This window comes from Micromonospora sp. NPDC048986 (genome assembly GCF_040649335.1).
Taxonomy (GTDB): Bacteria; Actinomycetota; Actinomycetes; order Mycobacteriales; family Micromonosporaceae; genus Micromonospora; species Micromonospora alfalfae.
On the sequence record NZ_JBEZFJ010000008.1, the window covers coordinates 33,426 to 51,067 of the forward strand.

Sequence of the window (17,642 nt, forward strand, 5' to 3'; positions counted from 1 at the left end):
CGGCATGAGCATGCCGACGCAGGGGTCCGGACTGGACTCCGGTTACCACCCCGACGCGGGTGCCCCGCACACCGCCTCGGAGGTGAAGAGCAGCTCGCTGGGTGACCTGATGCGTCAGGTCACCACCGACCTGTCGACGCTGATGCGTCAGGAGGTCGAGCTGGCCAAGGCCGAGATCCGGCAGGAGGGCAAGAAGGCCGGCAAGGCCGCGGGCCTCTTCGGCGGTGCCGGCTTCGGCGGCTACATGGTGGCCCTCTTCGTGTCCATCGCCATCTGGCAGTTCCTGGACAACGTCATGGACTCCGGCCTGGCCGCGCTGATCGTGGCCGTGATCTGGGCCGTGGTCGCCGCGGTCCTCTACTCGATGGCCAAGAAGAACGCCCAGCACGTACGCGGGCTCAAGCAGACCAACGACAGCGTGCAGCGGATCCCCGACGCGCTCAAGCCGCACCCGGAGGGAGTCACCCGATGAGCACCGATCCCGATCAGATCCGCCGCGAGATCGAAGCCACCCGTAACAGCCTCAGCTCCGATGTGGACGCGCTGGCGTACAAGGTCAGCCCCAGCCGCATCGTCGACGACCGCAAGCAGCGGGCCCGCTCCGCTCTGCAGAATGTGAGGGACAAGGTCATGGGAACCGCGTCTGACCTCGGCCACGGCACCGGCCAGGCCGCCCACTCGGTGGGTGACCGCGCCTCGTCGGCGGCCTCCAGCGTCAGCGACGCCGCGCACTCGGCGGCGGCCACTGTCAGCGACGCCGCGCACAGCGCGCCGCGGGTGATCCGGCAGAAGTCCCAGGGCAACCCTCTCGCCGCCGGCCTGATCGCGTTCGGGGTCGGCTGGCTGGCCTCGTCGCTGATCCCGGCCTCCCGCCGCGAGCAGCAGGCCGCAACCCAGGTGAAGGCCAAGGTCAGCGAGCACAGCGGGGCGGTGAAGGAGAAGCTGGGCGAGGTGGCCAGCGAGCTGCGCGAGCCGGCCCAGCAGGCCGCCGAGTCGGTGAAGTCCACCGCTCAGGACGCCGTGCACGCGGTCAAGGACGACACGAAGTCCGCCGCCCACCACGTCAAGGACCACGCCACCCCCTGACCCACCCCCAGCCAGCACGGCAGCTCGCGGTCACCCTCCGGTGCCCGCGAGCTGTCGCGTTGAGGTCAGCGCCGATCTTGCGGTTTCGGCCGGATTTCTGTGGGTCTACCGACGGTTCTGTCCCAACCGGAAGTGCAAGATCGCGGGGAGCCGTGGGTTGCGCGGGGCGGGGTTGGCGGCTCGGCGGATCCGGGTGTCGCCGTAGCGGACGCCGCCCAGCAGGAGGCGTTGGGCGACCGCAAGCCAGCCGCACACACCGCGTTCCAGCAGCCAGAGTGGGGCCGCCAGCGCCGTGGCCGGCGGGAACACCCGGGTGCCACCGGCGCGGCGGCGACCCGCCTCGGCCAGGGCGACGACACCGGCCACCGCGCCGAGCACCAGCCTGGGCCGGCGCGACGCGACAGCCACCGCCAGTGCTGGCAACACCGCGAGCACGGCCAGCAGGCGGGCCGGTTGAGCCAGATCGTCGTACGCCTGACGGACCCGTTGACCGCGGAAGTGCGCGGCGTCCGGAGGCAGCCGGCGGACGTACAGCCAGGCCGGGGCGGCCTCGGTGCCGCCGTACCCGCGCACCGTGCGGATCAGCTCCAGGTTCTCGAAGAGCACGTCCGGGTCGTAACCGCCCATGGCGAGGAAGGTGCTGCGCCGCACGGCGAGAGTGCCCGGGTAGTCCGCCCCGAGCGCCCGGTTGAGCAGCGTGCGGCCGGTGTCCCACCAGGCGTGCCAGGGCAGCGGGTCGAAGTAGTTCTGCGGTCGTACCAGGTCGGCCCGGTCCAGCAGCCGGTGTACCGCGCTCAGCGCGGCCTCGTCGTACCGGACGTCGTCGTCGGCGATCACCACGTCCTCGTGGCCGGCCGCGCGGACGCCGGTGTGTACGCCCAGCACCTTGCCGTTGAGCCCACGCTCGCAGGGATCCGGTGAAAGGTGCCGGACCAGCCCTCGCCACGCCTCGGCGTGCCGGGCGAACAGGGGCGCAGGGGAGCCGTCGACCACGAGCACCTCCACCCGGTGACCGAGCCAGCGCAGGTAGTCGGTCAGCTCGGCCAGGCCGGTGTCGGTGTGCCAGCGCAGCGGCAGCACGTACGTCATCGGTAGGCGCGCCGGTGGGGCTTCGGTCGGCCGTGTCGCTTCGTCACCTCGACCACGCACGATCATCGTCCGCTCAGGCGGTGTGGCGGACGTTGGTGAGGGTCAGCCCGAGGGGCGGCAGCGCGGGCATCCGGTGCAGATCCAGGGCCAGGTTCTGGACGGGAACGTCGTAGCGCATGCTGGTGACGAGGTTGGTGACCGCCCGCTTCATCAGGTCGATGGTGATCCACTCACCGGCGCAGCGGTGCCCGGCCCAGTGGTCGCCGCCGCCCTGTGGGATCAGCGCGAACGGGTCGACCCGGCGGCCGGCGAACCGCTCCGGGCGAAACAGCTCCGGTTGCGGCCAGAGCCTCGGGTGGTGGTTGGTGCCGTAGAGGTCGAGCAGCACCCGCCGGCCGCGCGGAAAGTGGTGGCCCTGCCAGTCGAAGGACCGCCGGACCCGGGCCGCCGCGATCGGAAAGAACGGGTAGTAGCGGCGTACCTCCTGGACGAACTGCTCGGTGGCCTCGTCGTCGTCACGGACCCGGTCCCGCCAGGACGGGTGGTCGTGCAGGGCCACCGCGGCGAAGGTCATGTACTGGTCGATGGCGACCACCGGGCGTAGCACGTTGAGCAGTTCCACCGCCGCGATCCGCCGGGGGAGGAGGTTGCCGCGCCCGTCCCGGTGTTCGGCGATCACCGCCAGGGCGCTACCGGTCGGCGCCGGAGCGAGACCGACCCGGGTCCGTTCGATGAGGTCGGCGAGCCAGCGTTCGGCGCGGTACCGGGCCAGCCGTCCCCGCCAGTGCCGGGGGCCCAGCACGGCCGGCGCCTCGATCATGGCGTGCAGCTCGACGGCGCGGCGCTCTACCTGCGACGCGGGCAGCGGCACCCCGGCCCAGGCGAAGACCACCCGGGTCAGCATTCGGCCCAGCTCGTCGTAGAGCGACACCGGGCCGGCGCTCTCCCAGGCGGCAACCCGGGTCCGCCACTCGTCGTCGAAGAGCTGACCCAGTCGCTGGATCGCCGACGGTGTCATGATCGACATGAACATGGCCTTGCGGTCGGAGTGCTCGGGCCCGTCCAACCCCTGCACCCCGCCCCGCCCGGTCAGGGTTCGCTGCACACGCAGCGGCATCGCGGTGGCCCGTTGGAAGCGGTCGTTGTCGTAGAACAGCTCCGCCGCCGGCCGGCCGCGCAGGCAGATGGTCGGGGCGAGCAGGATCCGGGTCTTGAAGACGTCGCTGCCGTACCGCTCACAGCGCTCGCCGATGAACCGGTAACCCGCGCGGAGCAGCGCGAACGTGCTGTCCGGGCTGCGATCCGCCGGCATTGTCGCCATCGGGTCTCCTCACGCGGGTGCGGCTGGTGGCTGTTTGCCGCTGCGCTTACCCCCGTCCTCGCCGCTGAACCCCGCCCGGCTGGCCCCTCCCAGGGGCGGCGGAACCTGGTTTGCTGCTAGGGCGTGTTTCGGACCGCCACTTCCGGAACAGGCCCGAGTGGGACGAGCACGGGGAGGGCGAATGCGCGACAACAGATCGCCGCACTGGCGGCAGCGGCGAGCGGCCGGGGCACTGGGGGCGGGCCGCGACGGGCGGTCACTGATCGGGCCGCCGCGGCGGCCCACTCGTCCGCACCGGTTCTTCACGGTGCACCTGGGCTTCACCGCGCCGGGCCCGGCCGAGGCGCGCGAGCTGGCCGTGGCGTACGCGGAGGCGCTGAGCCTGCTCCGCTCGGAGGTGGCACTCGGTGCGGCGGCCCTGTCACCGGCGGACGCCTGGCAGCGGGCCGAGCGACTGTTCTGCGGCGCGGTCGGCCCGGACGGCGAACGCTGCGTCGACGTGACCGACCATCCGGGTTTCCACCACGCCCCGGGCCCGGGTGGCCTCGGCTGGGGCGACGGCGATGGTTGACGACCGGCCCCGGTTGGCCGATCCGGGAGTGCCCAGGCCAACCCGCCGGCGTCGCCGTGCCGGTGTCCCGACCTCGGGCACCGGCACGGCGATTCACCACCGACGGGTCGGCGGGCACTGTCAGTCCAGGTCGAATTCGCCGTCCTGCGCGCCGGCCACGAAGGCGTCCCACTCGGCCTGGGTGAAGACCAGCACCGGCCCGTTCGGCTCGGCCGAGTTGCGCATCCCGATCAGGTCGTCGACGAAGGCGACCTCGACGGCACTGTCGGAGGTGTCCCCCTCGGCCCGCTGCCAGACCGCCCGAGAGAGGTCGAAGTCGCCCTTGGGGTGCTGCGCCATGGTTCTTTCCTCCAGTGCCGAGGGTCGTGTGGTGACCGGGTGCCGATCCCCATCGGGCAGGATAAGCGGATGCCGAGCCTGACCCGTGTAGAGGCGACCGCGCGTGGCGCGGCGATTACTGTCGAGTCCTATCAGGTGGACCTCGACCTGACCGGTGACGGCGACGTGTTCCGCTCCCGCGTCGAGATCCGGTTCCGGGCCACCGCCGGCGCCGCCACCTTCGCCGAGGTCAAGCCCGCCAAACTGCGCGGTGTACGCCTCAACGACAGCGACCTGGACCCCGGCCTGCTCACCGACAACCGGCTGCCGCTCGACGACCTGGCCGAGGAGAACACGCTCATCGTCGAGGCCGAGATGGCGTACTCCAAGACGGGGGAGGGGATGCACCGCTTCGTCGACCCGGCCGACGGCGAGACGTACCTCTACGCCGAGTCCTTCCTCGATAACGCGCCGCGCATCTTCGCCGCCTTCGACCAGCCCGACCTCAAGGCCCCGATCACCCTCTCGGTCACCGCGCCGCCGCAGTGGATCGTCGCCGGCAACGCCGAGCTGGCCGCCAACCCGGCCCCCGGGCGCTGGGAGTTCGCCCCGAGCGAGCCCCTGGCCACGTACTTCTTCTCGCTGATCGCCGGGCCGTACCACGTCCGGCGGGCCGAGCACGACGGCATACCACTGGGCATCTACTGCCGCCGGTCGCTCGCCGAGCACCTGGACGCCGACGCCGACGAGATCTTCACCATCACCCGGCAGTGCCTGGACCGGTTCCACCAGCTCTTCACCGAACGCTACCCGTTCGGCAAGTACGACCAGGCGTTCGTGCCCGAGTTCAACAGCGGCGCGATGGAGAACCCTGGCCTTGTCACCTTCCGCGACGACTACGTGTTCCGTTCGGCGGTCACCGACACCCAGCGCGGGCAGCGGGCCGGCACCATCGCCCACGAGATGGCCCACATGTGGTTCGGTGACCTGGTCACCATGCGCTGGTGGGACGACCTGTGGTTGAACGAGTCCTTCGCCGAGTACCTCGGCACCCGGGTCACCGCGGAGGCGACCCGCTTCGATCAGGCCTGGACCACCTTCGCCATGCGCCGCAAGGCCTGGGGCTACGCCGCCGATCAGCGGCCCTCCACCCACCCGATCGCCCCGCAGGAGGTCGTCGACGCCGAGGCGGGCCTGCTCAACTTCGACGGCATCTCGTACGCCAAGGGCGCCAGCGTGCTGCGGCAGCTTGTCGCGTGGCTCGGCGACGAGGCGTTCCTCGCCGGCCTGAACGCGCACTTCGCCGCACACCGCTTCGGCAACGCCACCCTCGCCGACCTGCTGGGCAGCCTCTCCGCCAGCAGCGGGAGGGACCTGTCCGACTGGGCCCAGCTGTGGTTGCGCCGCCCGCAGGTCAACACGCTGCGTGCCGAGGTCGCAGTGGACGCGGACGGTCGCTACAGCGAGGTCGCAGTGGTGCAGACCGCACCCGAGTCGCACCCGGTGCTGCGCCCACACCGCATCGGCGTGGGCCGCTACTCGCTGGACGGCACCGGGCGGCGCGACGAGGCGGACATCGACCCGAACGCCGACGGGGGCCGCACCGTTCTCGGTGCGTTGACCGGCGAGCCGGCGGCCCGGTTGTTGCTGCTCAACGACGGTGACCTCACCTTCGCGAAGGTGCGCCTCGACCCGGCGTCGGTGGACGCCGTCCCGCAGGTGCTGCCCGCTCTGACCGACCCGCTGGCCCGGGCGGTGCTCTGGCGCGAGGCACTGGACGCGACGACCGACGGCGAGCGGCCGGTGACCGGCCTTGTCGACCTGATGGCCGCCGCGCTGCCCGCCGAGACCGAGGTGATCATCGCGGAGGACGTGCTGACGCTCAGCCGGTCCCTGGTCGACCGCTACCTCGACCCCCTGACCCGCTCCACGGCGCTGGCCAGGGTCGCGGGGACGTGCCAGCGGCTGCTCGACGGCGCACCGGCCGGGGAGTCGTTGCAGCTCGCCGCCGCGCGGGGTTGGATCGCCGCGACCACCGACGCGGATCTGCTCGTCGGTTGGCTCGCCGGCCGGGACGTGCCGGCCGGTCTGACTGTCGACGCGGAGCTGCGCTGGGCGGTGCTGCGTCGCCTTGTGGTGCTGGGCGCCGCCGGCGAGGCGGAGATCGCCATCGAGGCCGACGCCGACAACAGCTCCACTGGCGCTGAGCGGGCCGCCCACTGCCGGGCGGCAGTGCCCGACCCGGCGGCGAAGCAGGCGACCTGGGAGATCATCGTGCGGGGCACCGAGCTGTCCGGTCGGTTGCTGGAGGCGACCGCCGAGGGGTTCTGGCAACCCGAGCAGTCCGACCTGACCGGCGGGTACGTCGATCGGTACTTCGCGGAGATGCCGGACGCCGCGCACCGGCGTACCCCGTGGACGGCCGACCGGGTGGCCGCCCTGGCGTTCCCCCGCTACGCCGTGGCGCAGCCCACCCGGGAGGCGGCCGCGGCGTTGCTGGCCCGCGACGACGTGACCCCCGGCCTGCGCCGGGTGGTGACCGACGCCGACGACGACCTGCGTCGCGCGTTGGTCGCCCGGACGGCGGTGGCAGCCGCCTCGGCCTGAGCGCTGAGCAGCGCGGCCTCACGAGGCGGGGTGGCCGGCGCTGGCTGGCCGCTGCGGGGTGGCTGGCCGGCCACCCCGCAGCCACCGCTCAGCGCAGGGCGGGCTCCGCGGTGACCGGCGCGTCCCAGTCGATGACGTAGCGCTGCTCGTCGGCGACGGTCTTCTCCGGGTCCAGCACCGTGCGCACCATCAGCGGCATCAGCAACGGCATCAGCGTCCGCGCGACAGCACCGGGGGCCTTCGCGTGGTTGATCCGGGCTGCACGGGCGGCGACCTTCTCCACCCGGCTACGACGCAGCCGCACGTACGCGCCGAACGCCGCCTGGACGTCCGGCAGGTCGCGCAGGCAGCGGGCGAGTTGCACCCCGCTCTCGATGGCCAACGACGCGCCCTGCCCCGAACTGTTCGACGGCGCGTGCGCCGCGTCGCCGACCAGCACCATCCGGCCCCGATGCCAGTGCGGCACCGGCGGCATGATCTGCAACGACCCGACCACCTGGAGGTCGTCGGCGTTGCTGGTAGCCACCAACTCCCGGCCCGGATCGTCGTCGCCGTAGGTGGCGCGCAGCGTCTCGAGCCACTGCTCCGACGGCACCGCCCGGGCCTCGACGAGGCTCATCGGCCGCTGCTGCGGCAGGTTGGCCCCCCACCGGGTGCCGCCGCCGGGCTCTGGCCAGTACAGGTAGTAGCCGCGCCGGCCGAACGCGAACGTCATGGTGCCCGGTTCGGCGTCCACCTCGTGCCGGGCGACCGCCTCGAAGCCGAGCAGCCCGGTGAACCGGGGACCGGGTGCGGCCGGGTCGATGAGACCCCGGACCGTGGAGCGGATCCCGTCCGCGCCGACGAGGATGTCGGCGGTCGCGGTGCTGCCGTCCGCGAAGCGTGCGATCACGCCGTCGCCGGTCTGCTCGGCGTCGACAAGCCGCTTGCCGTACGCGAACGGCACGCCCTCGGCGAATGCCCGGTCGTGCAGCACCTGGTACAGCTCGGCCCGGTGCACCACGTGCAGCGGCGGCACCCCGGTCAGCGTGGGCATGGCGATGCGGCGCCGGCCGACGGCCAGGGCGCTGCTGCCGATCGGTGTGGCGATCGCTGTCACCGCCTCGTGCGCGCCGATCGAACGCAGAGCCGCCACGCCGTTGGGCGCGAGGGCGAGGGTTCCGCCGATGCCGCTGGCAGTGGTCGGGTACGCCTCGTAGACGGTTGCGGTGATGCCGGCGCGGCGCAGCGCGAGCGCTGTCACCGGCCCGGCGATGCCACCGCCGATGACGATGGCCGTTCGTACCGTGGTCATGCTCTCTCTCCCTGGTTTGGTCGTCCGTGCGCGGGCGCGCGGACCTGGGAGGGAGCCCGGTTATCCTCGTGGTTGCCGCTTCGGGCCGGGTGCCTTCCCAGGCGTCGGTTCGGGGTCAGGGCCCCGGTGAGGTGTTGGCGCACCTCGCCGGGGCCGCTCGTCAGCCGGTGGTGTCGGCTCTCCGGCTGAAGCTGTCGGGGCGTTCGGCGCTGTCGGGGTTGGCCTCCGGGTTGTCGGTGGTCGGGGTGTCGGAGCTGGCCGTCGGGGTGCTGCCTCTCGCGGCCAACTCGGTCAGTTCGGCAGGCATCTCGCCGGTCTCGTGGAAGGCCCGCCAGGTGTCCAGCCCGGGGTAGCTCCCCGAGGTCAGCTCCGCGAGCAGTGCCCGCAGCCAGGCGGCTTCGGCGTCCCGGATGGCGAGGTCGTACTCCGACTCCACCAGGAACAGTCGCGGGATCTCCCGCAGGTGCGTGTCGAGCGTCTCGCGGTCCTGGCGGATCGCGGTCTCCAGCAGGTCGAGTCGTTGCCGCAGCAGGCCGGTGGCCTCGTCGGGGTGCAGCGCGGCGAGCACCGACAACCCGGCCCGGAAACGGGGATGCTCCGCCATCGGGGTGGAGACCAGCTCGCGGGCCCAGTCGACCAGCTCCGCCCGCCCCGCGTCGGTGATCCGGTAGACGGTGCGTTCCGGGCGTCGGCCCTCGCGCACGTTTTCCACTGCCGCAATGAGGTGGTGTTTGTCCAGGTTGCCGATCACCGTGTAGAAGGACCCCCACTTGAACTCCATGTCCTGGTCCTTGCCCCAGGCCCGCAGTGCGGTGGCGATCTCGTAGGGGTGCATCGGCCGCTGGACCAGGGCGGACAGCACGGCCAGCGCCAGCAGGTTGCCGACCTTGCGCCGCTTCGGCACGATGACCCTCCTCGCTCGTCAACGGTTACTCGTCAACGAATATACGCCGACGTGTGGAACGTGGCGACCCCTGAGTGGGGTGACGGACGGCGGTGCCGGGCCGGGACGGTCGGCCACGACGCTCGGCCTACGATCACTGGGTGGAGGAAGATATCCGGCGGATCGGGATCATGGGTGGCACCTTCGACCCGATCCACCACGGGCACCTCGTCGCGGCCAGCGAGGTGGCGGACCGGTTCGGCCTGGACGAGGTGGTCTTCGTCCCCACCGGTCAGCCGTGGCAGAAGGCTGACGAGCCGGTCAGCCCGGCCGAGGACCGGTACCTGATGACAGTGATCGCCACCGCCTCCAACCCCCGCTTCCAGGTCAGCCGGGTCGACATCGACCGTAGTGGGCCGACCTACACCGTCGACACGCTGCGTGACCTTCAGGCCGAGTACGGCCCGAAGGTGCAGTTGTTCTTCATCACCGGCGCGGACGCCCTGCAGCGCATCCTGTCCTGGAAGGACCTGGACGAGATCTTCGAGTTGGCCCATTTCATCGGCGTGACCCGGCCCGGTTTCCCGCTGAGCGACAAGCACCTGCCGGCGGACACCGTCAGCCTGATCCAGGTGCCCGCGATGTCCATCTCGTCGACCGATTGTCGCGCTCGGGTCGCCCGAGGCGAGCCGGTCTGGTACCTGGTGCCCGACGGTGTGGTGCAGTACATCGCCAAGCGGAGCCTGTATCAGCGCTGAGTGCACCCGTTATGCCCAGGTTCGTGGCGTTAACCGACCGAAACTGGACGATCGGAGTGCCGGCGGGTATGAGACGCTTGGAGGATCGCACGCTTGATCGAAGGAGAACGGTGACAGTTTCCGAACGCGCTCACGAGCTGGCTATCGCGGCCGCCCAGGCCGCCGCCGACAAGAAGGCGCAGGACATCACGATCATCGACGTCGGCGACCAGCTCGCCATCACCGACGCGTTCGTGCTCGCCGCCGCCCCCAACGAGCGTCAGGTGCTGGCCATCGTCGACGCCATCGAGGAGAGCCTGCTGGAGCTGCCGGAGAAGGCGAAGCCGGTGCGGCGCGAGGGCGAGCGTGGTGGCCGTTGGGTGCTGCTCGACTACGTCGACGTCGTGGTGCACGTCCAGCACACCGAGGAGCGCGAGTTCTACGGGCTCGACCGCCTCTGGAAGGACTGCCCCACCATCCCGTTCGTCGATCGCGACCTGGTCGAGGCCGACGCCAGCGGGTCCGTCGCCGCCGAATGACCCGACTGATCGTCTGGCGGCACGGCAACACCGACTGGAACGCCGCCAACCGTGTCCAGGGGCAGACCGACGTACCCCTCAACGAGCTGGGGCGCGACCAGGCCCGCGCCGCCGCGCCGTTGCTCGCGGCGCTGCGGCCCGACGCCATCGTGGCCAGCGACCTGAGCCGCGCCGCGGAGACCGCCGCCGCGCTCGCCGCGCTGACGGGCCTGCCGGTCCGCACCGACGCCCGGCTGCGCGAGCGGCACTTCGGCAAGTGGCAGGGTCTGCACCTCACCGAGGTCGCCGAGCGATTTCCCGACGAGTACGCGCGCTGGCGGGCCGGCGACCCGGACCCGGGCGCGGATCTGGAGCCCCTGCACGACCTCGGCGTGCGCGTCGGCGCGGCGCTGCTGGAAGCGGCCGAGGCGGCAGCCGGCGGCACCGTGGTGATCGCCACTCACGGCGGTGGCTCCCGGCAGGGCATCGGTCACCTGCTCGGTTGGGACGCCGGTGTGCTGCGCTCCATCGGCTCGTTGGCCAACTGCCACTGGAGTGAGCTACGGCACGACGACCGTGCACCTGACATCGGGCGTCCGCAGGACGTCAGTGGCTGGCAGTTGCGGGCGCACAACGTCGGCCTGATCACCGCCCCGGTCGCCGTCGACGCGGTCTGAGCACTCGCGCCTCGGCGTTAGCGCCCTCGATCGGCTAGCGTGCCGGGCATGCCCGTCGCGGTTGTCATCGACTCCACCGCCTACCTTCCGCCCGAGCTGGTGCAGGCGCACCGGCTGACCGTCGTGCCGTTGACCGTCGTGCTCAACGGCGCGGAAGGGCTGGAGGGGGTGGAGACCCAGCCGGCCGACGCGACAGTGGCGCTGAGCGCCCGCCGGGTCACCGCGACCACCTCCCGCCCGGCCCCCGAGCAGTTCGCCCGGACATACCGTCGACTGCTCGACGCCGGCGCCGACGGGATCGTCTCGGTGCACATCTCCGCCGCGCTGTCCGGCACCGTGGAGGCCGCCCGGCTCGCCGCCGCCGACCTGGATGGCCGGGTCGAGGTCGTGGACAGCCGCTCGGCGGGCATGGGGCTGGGCTTTCCGGCCATCGCCGCCGCCACCGCCGCCGAGGGCGGCGCCGACCTTGCCGCGGTACGCGACGCGGCGCTCGCCGCCATCGCCCGCACCACAGTCTGGTTCTACGTCGACACGCTGGAGTTCCTTCGCCGGGGTGGCCGGATCAACGCGGCCGAGGCGTTGCTCGGCACCGCGCTGTCCGTCAAGCCGATCATGCACATGCCGGACGGGGCGATAGTGCTGCGAGAGAAGGTCCGCACCGCCAGCCGGGGCGTGGCCCGTCTCGTGGACCTGGCCGTCGAGTCGGCCGACGGCGACGACGTCGATCTCGGGGTGCACCACCTTGCCGCGCCGCAACGGGCCGAGGCGCTGCGCGCCGCGCTGACCGAGCGGTTCGGTGACCGGCTGCACGACACGTACGTCTCCGAGGCGGGTGCCGTCGTCGCCGCGCACGCCGGACCGGGCCTGGCCTGCGTGGTCGTCCACCGCCGACCGGAGGGCTGAGCCGTGCACACGTCGTGCGTGGTGACCGGAGGCGGTCGCGGTGTCGGCCGGGCCGTGGTGGAACGGCTGGTGGCGACCGGCGCCACCATCGTCGTACTGGAACGCGACGCCGACGCGGTCGACTGGTTGACCGACCATCCGGCCGCCGATCGGCTCGTCGCGGTGGTCGGCGACGCGGCCGACGAACAGGTGGCCGAGCGCGCCGCCGAGCTGGCGGACCGCGCCGCACCGATGACCGGCTGGGTGAACAACGCGGCGGTGTTCCGCGACGCCACACTGCACTCCGCATCGGCCGACACAGTGCTGGAGCTGATCGGGTTGAACCTGCGCCCAGCCGTGGTCGGCGCCGCGGTCGCCGTCCGCCGCTTCCTGGCCCGCGCCGCCGGCGGCGCGATCGTCAACCTCTCGTCGCACCAGGCCCGTCGACCGGTGTCCGGTGCCCTGCCGTACGCGACGGCGAAGGCCGCCGTGGAAGGGCTGACCCGGGCATTGGCCGTCGAGTACGGCCGGCACGGCATCCGGGCCAACGCGGTAGCGCTCGGCTCGATCGCCACCGAACGGCACGCCGAATTCCTCGCCACGCAGGAGCCCACCCAGGCCCAGTGGATCGACGCCGAGCTGACCCGGCTGCACCCGGTGGGCCGCATCGGGCGGGCCGAGGAGGTGGCCGAGGCGGTCGCGTACCTGCTGTCGCCCGCGGCGAGCTTCGTCAACGGGGTGACGCTGCCGGTGGACGGCGGACGGGCCGTACTCGGCCTCGACCCAGAGGCCCGCTGACCGCCCGTACGCGCGGATGTCGCGATCGACGCTAGCTGTCGGCGACGAAGACGCCCTGCCCCTGCTGACCGTAGATCAGGTTCCGCTCGTGCAGTTCCTTGACGGCTCGATAGGCCGTGGAGCGTGCCACGTTGTAGAGCTCGCCGATCTCGGACACCGACGGCAGTTGTTGGCCAGGCGAGTATTCGCCTGAGCGGATCTTCTGCTCGATGTCGTCCGCCACGCGGCGGTAGTGCGGTGGTCTCGTCGGCATGAGCGGCTCTCCCGGACTTCAGCGGAGATCATGTTTCCAGTACGGGTGCGATCGAGACAAGGCGGCAACGCAGCAAAGTGGAGATAGTGAGAACTTGACTACACTGAGACAGTGGATACAGTGAGACAGTGACCGGGTGCTCCTGGACTTCAGCACTCCCGAGGTATCCGGTCTCCCGCCCTGAGGGAGCGCCTCGCAAGGCTTCGGCCCCCAGGGCGGGCTACTTCGGATCACGCGGAGGCGCCGAACATGCCAATCGATGAACCGGTGTCCACGGCGACGGAGCTGTTCATGGCCACGCGGGTGCTGGATGCTCATTGGACCCGGGCGCTCGACCGGCCGTGGCGGACGGGCGGATGCATGGAGTGCCAAGGACGGAGCGAGTGCCGACAACTCGATTGGGCGTTGGCGGTCATGGCGGAAGTCGCCTCGATCATGCTCCAGAAGCGGTGAATGATCCTGCCCGCGCCGCTGTGTTAGCCTCCGTGCGCGCCCCAGATGGGCCTACCCCCCGGAGGTTCTGGCTACTTCAGCCACCACGCCGAGATCGATGCGATGTACGCGTCTCTCGTGCGGGATCCGGGGCGCCGGTGCCCTCGGGGTTTTGTCATCTGCGTGGCTGGGTGAAGGCTGTGGGCCTCCGGTCGGGTCTTCGGATCGACCGGGAAGAAGACGGTACCGATGACAGTCACGTTCAACCACACCATCATCGCCAGCAAGGACAAGAGCGCCTCGGCCGCGTTCTACCGGGAGCTGTTCGAGCTGCCGGAGGCGCCTTCGTGGGGACCGTTCGCCAACGTCCAACTGGACGAGGGGGTGCTGCTCCAGTTCGCCGAACCGCCGGTGGACATCCAGATGCAGCACTACGCGTTCCTCGTCGACGACGAGCTGTTCGTGCGGTGCCTGACGTTCGTCGAGGGGCGCGGCATCACGTACTGGGCCGACCCGCAGTTGAAGCGGGAAAGGGAGACCAACACCGAGCACGGCGGGCGGGGCTTCTACTTCTTCGACCCGGCGGGCCACGCCATCGAGATCATCACCCGGCCGTACCTGTAGCAGGCCCGTCGGCCGGTCGGGCGCGGTTGCCCCACCGGCCGTCAGCCCTGCTGTCGAGCGCGCATAGCAGATCGGCGCATGATCAGGGCGTTGTCCACAGTGGCAGTGGTTGTCCACAGGGCGGCGTCGGCACCTGCCACCGTCCCGGCCGTCGCCATAGCGTCGCGCTGTGTCGCACGACGAGGAGACAGAGGTACGCCAGCGCCTGCGCCGGCTGACGGAGGCGGCTGCCGCACCGCCGCCCCGGCCGGGGGCGCCGCTCGTGGGCGTACCCCCGTCGTCCCTGGTCGGCGCGCCGCCCGCGGATGCGCTGCCCCGGTCCGCCGCGTTGGTAGCGGAGTCGGGGTCGGACGGCCTCGCGCTCCCACCCGAGGCACGGTTGCCCGGGCCGGGGGCGTTCGACCCGGGGCGGCGAGGTGTGCGGGCGTTGGCGGTGGTCGCCGTGGTGGTGGTAGTGGGTGCGGCAGGTTGGGCCTGGCAGGCCCGGCCGCGGTCGGAGCCGGTCGCCCCGCTGGCCAGCGAGACCGCGTCGGCCGCGCCGGTGGGTGACCCGAGCGTGTCCAGCTCCGCCGAGTTGGTGGTGGCGGTCGCGGGCAAGGTCCGAAAACCCGGTTTGGTACGCCTGCCGGCCGGGTCCCGTCTCGCGGACGCGGTGCAGGCGGCCGGCGGCGCGCTCCCGGGGGTCGACGTGGCGCTGCTCAACCCCGCCCGCAAGGTCACCGATGGCGAGCTGATCGTGGTCGGGGTGACGCCACCGCCGGTGCCGGGCGGTGCGGCCGGGCCTGCGGCGGGCGGTGCGGCTCCCGTCACCGGTCCGCTGAACCTCAACACCGCGACGCTGGCGCAGCTCGACGCGCTGCCCGGGGTGGGGCCGGTGCTCGCCCAACGGATCCTCACCCACCGAGACCAGCACGGCGGGTTCAAGTCCGTTGGCGACCTACGCCAGGTCGACGGGATCGGCGATGCCCGCTACGAGCAGCTCAAGGACCTGGTGACGGTGTGAGCGGGTTCTCCGTAACCGCTGACCCACCGGTCGACGGGGCTCAGCCCGGGCCGCCGGATCTGCGACTGGCTGGGCTCGCCGTGGCGGCCTGGCTCACCGCGCTCGCCGGCCTGCACCTTGGCAGCCGTGCCACGCTGCTGGTGGCCGGCACGGCGGCCGGTCTGACGGCGACAGGTGCTGGGCACCTGCTCCGCCGCCTCGGCCGTCCCCGAGCCGTGGTGCGGCGCTACGGGTGGGTGGCAGTGGCGGTCGGCCTCGGAGTGGTGTGCGGTGGTGCGGCCACCGCCGCCCGGCTCGCCGTTCGCGACGCGCCGCTGATCCGTGCCCTCGCCGAGCAACGCGCTCCGGTCACCGCCGACCTGGTCGTCCGGGACGATCCGCGCCCGATCCGGGGCGGCGGGCGGCCGGAGATGCTGCTGGTGTCGTCCGAGTTGGTCCGGCTCACCGGCCCGGATGGTCGACGGATCCACGCGTCGGTGCGGCTGCTCGTCCTGGCAACCGACCCGGCGTGGCGGGGCCTGCTCCCCGGGCAGCGCCTCACCGTCGACGGCCGACTCGGCGTTCCGCGCGGCGGCGATCTCACCGCGGCGGTGCTCAGCACCAACGACCCACCGAAACGGCACGGCGCGCCGTCCTGGGCGCAGCGCGCCGCTGGGACACTGCGTACCGGCCTGCAACGGGCCTGCGCGCCGCTGCCCGACGACCCCGGTGGGCTGCTGCCCGGTCTGGTGGTGGGCGACACCAGCCGCCTGCCACCCGCCGTCGAGGCGGACTTCCAGGCCACCGGGATGACCCACCTCAATGCGGTCTCCGGCTCCAACGTCGCGATCGTGGTGGGTGCGGTGTTGTTGCTGGCCCGGTGGTCGCGAGCTGGCCCATGGCTCGCCGCCGCGCTGTGTGGGGTGGCACTGGTGGGCTTCGTCATCCTGGTCCGGCCGTCGCCGAGCGTCGTACGGGCAGCCACGATGGGAGCGATCGGGCTCGCCGCGCTCGCCGCCGGTCGACCCCGGGCGGCGCTGCCCGCGCTGGCCGCCGCCGTGACCGTGCTGGTGCTCGTCGACCCCGAGTTGGCCGGGGACCCAGGGTTCGCCCTCTCCGTGCTGGCCACCGGTGGCCTGCTGCTGCTCGCGCCGCGTTGGCGGGACGGGTTGCGTCGGCGAGGCGTTCCGCCCGGGCTGGCCGAAGCGCTGGCCGTGCCGGCGGCTGCCCAACTTGCCTGCGGCCCGGTCGTCGCCGGGATCTCCGGCACGGTGAGCCTGGTGGCGGTGCCGGCGAACCTGCTGGCGGTGCCGGCCATCGCGCCGGCGACAGTGCTGGGCGTGCTGGCGGCAATGATGTCGCCGATCTGGCCGGCCGGCGCCGAGTTCGTCGCGTGGCTGGCGAGTTGGCCGGCCTGGTGGCTGGTGGTCATCGCCCGTCAGGGTGCTCGACTGCCAGGTGGCACCCTTGCGTGGCCGGGTGGGGTGCCCGGTGCCCTGCTGCTGACCGGGCTGACCGTCGCGCTGCTGATCGCGGTGCGCCAGCCACTCGTACGCCGGCTGGTGGCGGTGGTTGGGGTAGCCGCCCTGCTGGGTGCCCTGCCGGTTCGGCTGCTGGCCGCCGGCTGGCCGCCCGCGGGGTGGGTGGTGGTGGCCTGCGCGGTGGGGCAGGGCGACGCCCTGGTGCTCCCGGTCGACCCCGGTCGGGCCGTGGTGGTGGACGCCGGGCCGGAGCCGGGTCCGGTGGACGGCTGCCTGCGTCGGCTCGGCGTACGGGAGGTGCCTCTGCTGGTGATCAGTCACTTCCACGCGGACCACGTGGGCGGAGTGGCCGGGGTGTTCCGGGGGCGGCGGGTGGGTGCCGTGCTGACGCCTTCGTCCACCGACCCGGAGAGCGGACGGGACCTGGTTCGGGCGGCGGCCACCGGCGGGCGGGCCGCGCTGCTGACCACAGTTGCCGGAGCTCGGCACCCCGTGGGCGGGGTCGACCTGCTGGTGCTCGGCCCGCCGTACCCACTGGCCGGGACCAGGTCCGACCCGAACAACAACTCGCTGGTGCTGCGCGCCACGGTGGCCGGGGTGCGGATCCTGCTGGCCGGTGACGCGGAGACCGAGGAGCAGCACGCGATGGTGGCGCGGGCGGCCCCCGGCCAGTTACGAGCTGACGTGTTGAAGGTCGCGCACCACGGATCGGCGTACCAGGACCGGAGCTTCCTCGACGCGGTGCGGCCGACGGTGGCGCTCGTGCCGGTGGGCACCGGCAACACCTACGGGCACCCGAGTCCGGGGCTGCTCGCCCACCTGGGCCGGGGCGGCGTGCGGGTGCTGCGCACCGACACGGACGGCGACGTGGCGGCGGTCCGAACGGGCGGCGGTCTGGCGGTAGCCCGACGAGGTGTGCCCGCCGGCCAGCAGCCCTGACCCCGGGCCGGCAGCCCTGACCCCGGGCCGGCGGCCGGACCCGCGCTGTCCGTCCGGCCGCTGATCGACTCGGGATCGCTGACCTCGGGGTGTAGCGGCGGTCCAAGACCGCGCTTTCCGTGACCCCCGTGTGAATCAAGAACGGGCTTC

Annotated in this window: 18 protein-coding genes; 12 read left to right on the plus strand and 6 right to left on the minus strand. The window is 72.4% G+C overall.

The features are described from left to right. The first annotated feature begins 4 nt into the window (after positions 1-4). Both AB0B94_RS17545 and AB0B94_RS17550 read left to right on the plus strand, forming a co-directional pair. A complete protein-coding gene (locus tag AB0B94_RS17545; protein ID WP_357280365.1) occupies positions 5-472 on the plus strand; it encodes a phage holin family protein in 468 nt (155 codons plus the stop codon). Next, positions 469-1,086, plus strand: a complete 618-nt coding sequence (locus tag AB0B94_RS17550; RefSeq protein ID WP_357280368.1) for a DUF3618 domain-containing protein — start codon at positions 469-471, stop codon at positions 1,084-1,086. Before AB0B94_RS17545 ends, AB0B94_RS17550 begins: the two co-directional genes overlap by 4 nt. A 105-nt stretch (positions 1,087-1,191) precedes the next feature. On the opposite strand, the gene AB0B94_RS17555 is transcribed toward AB0B94_RS17550, so the two are convergent. Next, entirely contained in the window at positions 1,192-2,175 is a 984-nt protein-coding gene (locus tag AB0B94_RS17555) for a glycosyltransferase family 2 protein (RefSeq protein ID WP_357280371.1), read from the minus strand. Positions 2,176-2,248: 73 nt separating this feature from the next. Next, on the minus strand, positions 2,249-3,496 hold the full coding sequence (locus AB0B94_RS17560) for a cytochrome P450 (protein WP_357280377.1): 1,248 nt from the start codon (positions 3,494-3,496) through the stop codon (positions 2,249-2,251). Between the two features lie 181 nt (positions 3,497-3,677). On the opposite strand from AB0B94_RS17560, the gene AB0B94_RS17565 reads away from it, so the two are divergent. Continuing rightward, on the plus strand, positions 3,678-4,067 hold the full coding sequence (locus AB0B94_RS17565) for a hypothetical protein (protein WP_238670895.1): 390 nt from the start codon (positions 3,678-3,680) through the stop codon (positions 4,065-4,067). Between the two features lie 120 nt (positions 4,068-4,187). Here the strand turns inward: AB0B94_RS17565 and AB0B94_RS17570 are convergent, their stop codons facing one another. Further along, positions 4,188-4,406: a DUF397 domain-containing protein gene (locus tag AB0B94_RS17570; RefSeq protein ID WP_124817462.1), complete on the minus strand. Its 219-nt coding sequence runs from the start codon at positions 4,404-4,406 to the stop codon at positions 4,188-4,190. 69 nt (positions 4,407-4,475) lie between these two features. Between AB0B94_RS17570 and pepN the strand changes: the two genes are divergently transcribed. Beyond that, complete coding sequence (pepN, locus tag AB0B94_RS17575) at positions 4,476-6,992, plus strand: aminopeptidase N (RefSeq protein WP_357280386.1); 2,517 nt, start codon at positions 4,476-4,478, stop codon at positions 6,990-6,992. 88 nt (positions 6,993-7,080) lie between these two features. Here pepN and AB0B94_RS17580 read toward each other — a convergent pair whose 3' ends face one another. Together AB0B94_RS17580 and AB0B94_RS17585 are read right to left on the minus strand one after the other, a co-directional pair. Beyond that, positions 7,081-8,286, minus strand: coding sequence for an NAD(P)/FAD-dependent oxidoreductase (locus tag AB0B94_RS17580; RefSeq protein ID WP_357280389.1), 1,206 nt, complete (start codon positions 8,284-8,286; stop codon positions 7,081-7,083). A 160-nt stretch (positions 8,287-8,446) separates the two neighbouring features. Further along, positions 8,447-9,190: a PadR family transcriptional regulator gene (locus AB0B94_RS17585; RefSeq protein ID WP_357280392.1), complete on the minus strand. Its 744-nt coding sequence runs from the start codon at positions 9,188-9,190 to the stop codon at positions 8,447-8,449. A 140-nt stretch (positions 9,191-9,330) separates the two neighbouring features. Here AB0B94_RS17585 and nadD point away from each other — a divergent pair, with 140 nt between their 5' ends. The 5 genes from nadD (at position 9,331) to AB0B94_RS17610 (ending at position 12,781) form a co-directional block, all read left to right on the plus strand. Then, positions 9,331-9,927, plus strand: a complete 597-nt coding sequence (nadD, locus tag AB0B94_RS17590; RefSeq protein WP_030336528.1) for a nicotinate-nucleotide adenylyltransferase — start codon at positions 9,331-9,333, stop codon at positions 9,925-9,927. Between the two features lie 110 nt (positions 9,928-10,037). After that, the gene (rsfS, locus tag AB0B94_RS17595; protein ID WP_357280396.1) at positions 10,038-10,445 is read left to right on the plus strand and encodes a ribosome silencing factor; all 408 of its coding nucleotides are present in this window, start codon (positions 10,038-10,040) and stop codon (positions 10,443-10,445) included. Then, positions 10,442-11,101: a histidine phosphatase family protein gene (locus AB0B94_RS17600; RefSeq protein WP_357280399.1), complete on the plus strand. Its 660-nt coding sequence runs from the start codon at positions 10,442-10,444 to the stop codon at positions 11,099-11,101. Before rsfS ends, AB0B94_RS17600 begins: the two co-directional genes overlap by 4 nt. A gap of 48 nt (positions 11,102-11,149) precedes the next feature. Next, positions 11,150-12,004, plus strand: coding sequence for a DegV family protein (locus AB0B94_RS17605; protein ID WP_357280402.1), 855 nt, complete (start codon positions 11,150-11,152; stop codon positions 12,002-12,004). Positions 12,005-12,007: 3 nt separating this feature from the next. Continuing rightward, positions 12,008-12,781, plus strand: a complete 774-nt coding sequence (locus tag AB0B94_RS17610) for an SDR family oxidoreductase (RefSeq protein ID WP_357280407.1) — start codon at positions 12,008-12,010, stop codon at positions 12,779-12,781. Between the two features lie 31 nt (positions 12,782-12,812). Here the strand turns inward: AB0B94_RS17610 and AB0B94_RS17615 are convergent, their stop codons facing one another. Beyond that, complete coding sequence (locus AB0B94_RS17615) at positions 12,813-13,034, minus strand: GntR family transcriptional regulator (RefSeq protein ID WP_091409860.1); 222 nt, start codon at positions 13,032-13,034, stop codon at positions 12,813-12,815. Between the two features lie 681 nt (positions 13,035-13,715). Between AB0B94_RS17615 and AB0B94_RS17620 the strand changes: the two genes are divergently transcribed. The 3 genes from AB0B94_RS17620 (at position 13,716) to AB0B94_RS17630 (ending at position 17,492) form a co-directional block, all read left to right on the plus strand. Beyond that, positions 13,716-14,090, plus strand: a complete 375-nt coding sequence (locus AB0B94_RS17620) for a VOC family protein (RefSeq protein WP_357280412.1) — start codon at positions 13,716-13,718, stop codon at positions 14,088-14,090. Positions 14,091-14,259: 169 nt separating this feature from the next. Beyond that, on the plus strand, positions 14,260-15,093 hold the full coding sequence (locus AB0B94_RS17625; RefSeq protein ID WP_357280417.1) for a ComEA family DNA-binding protein: 834 nt from the start codon (positions 14,260-14,262) through the stop codon (positions 15,091-15,093). Then, positions 15,090-17,492 (plus strand): ComEC/Rec2 family competence protein, encoded by a 2,403-nt coding sequence (locus AB0B94_RS17630; RefSeq protein ID WP_357280422.1) that lies wholly within the window; start codon positions 15,090-15,092, stop codon positions 17,490-17,492. Before AB0B94_RS17625 ends, AB0B94_RS17630 begins: the two co-directional genes overlap by 4 nt. The last annotated feature ends 150 nt before the right edge of the window (positions 17,493-17,642 follow it).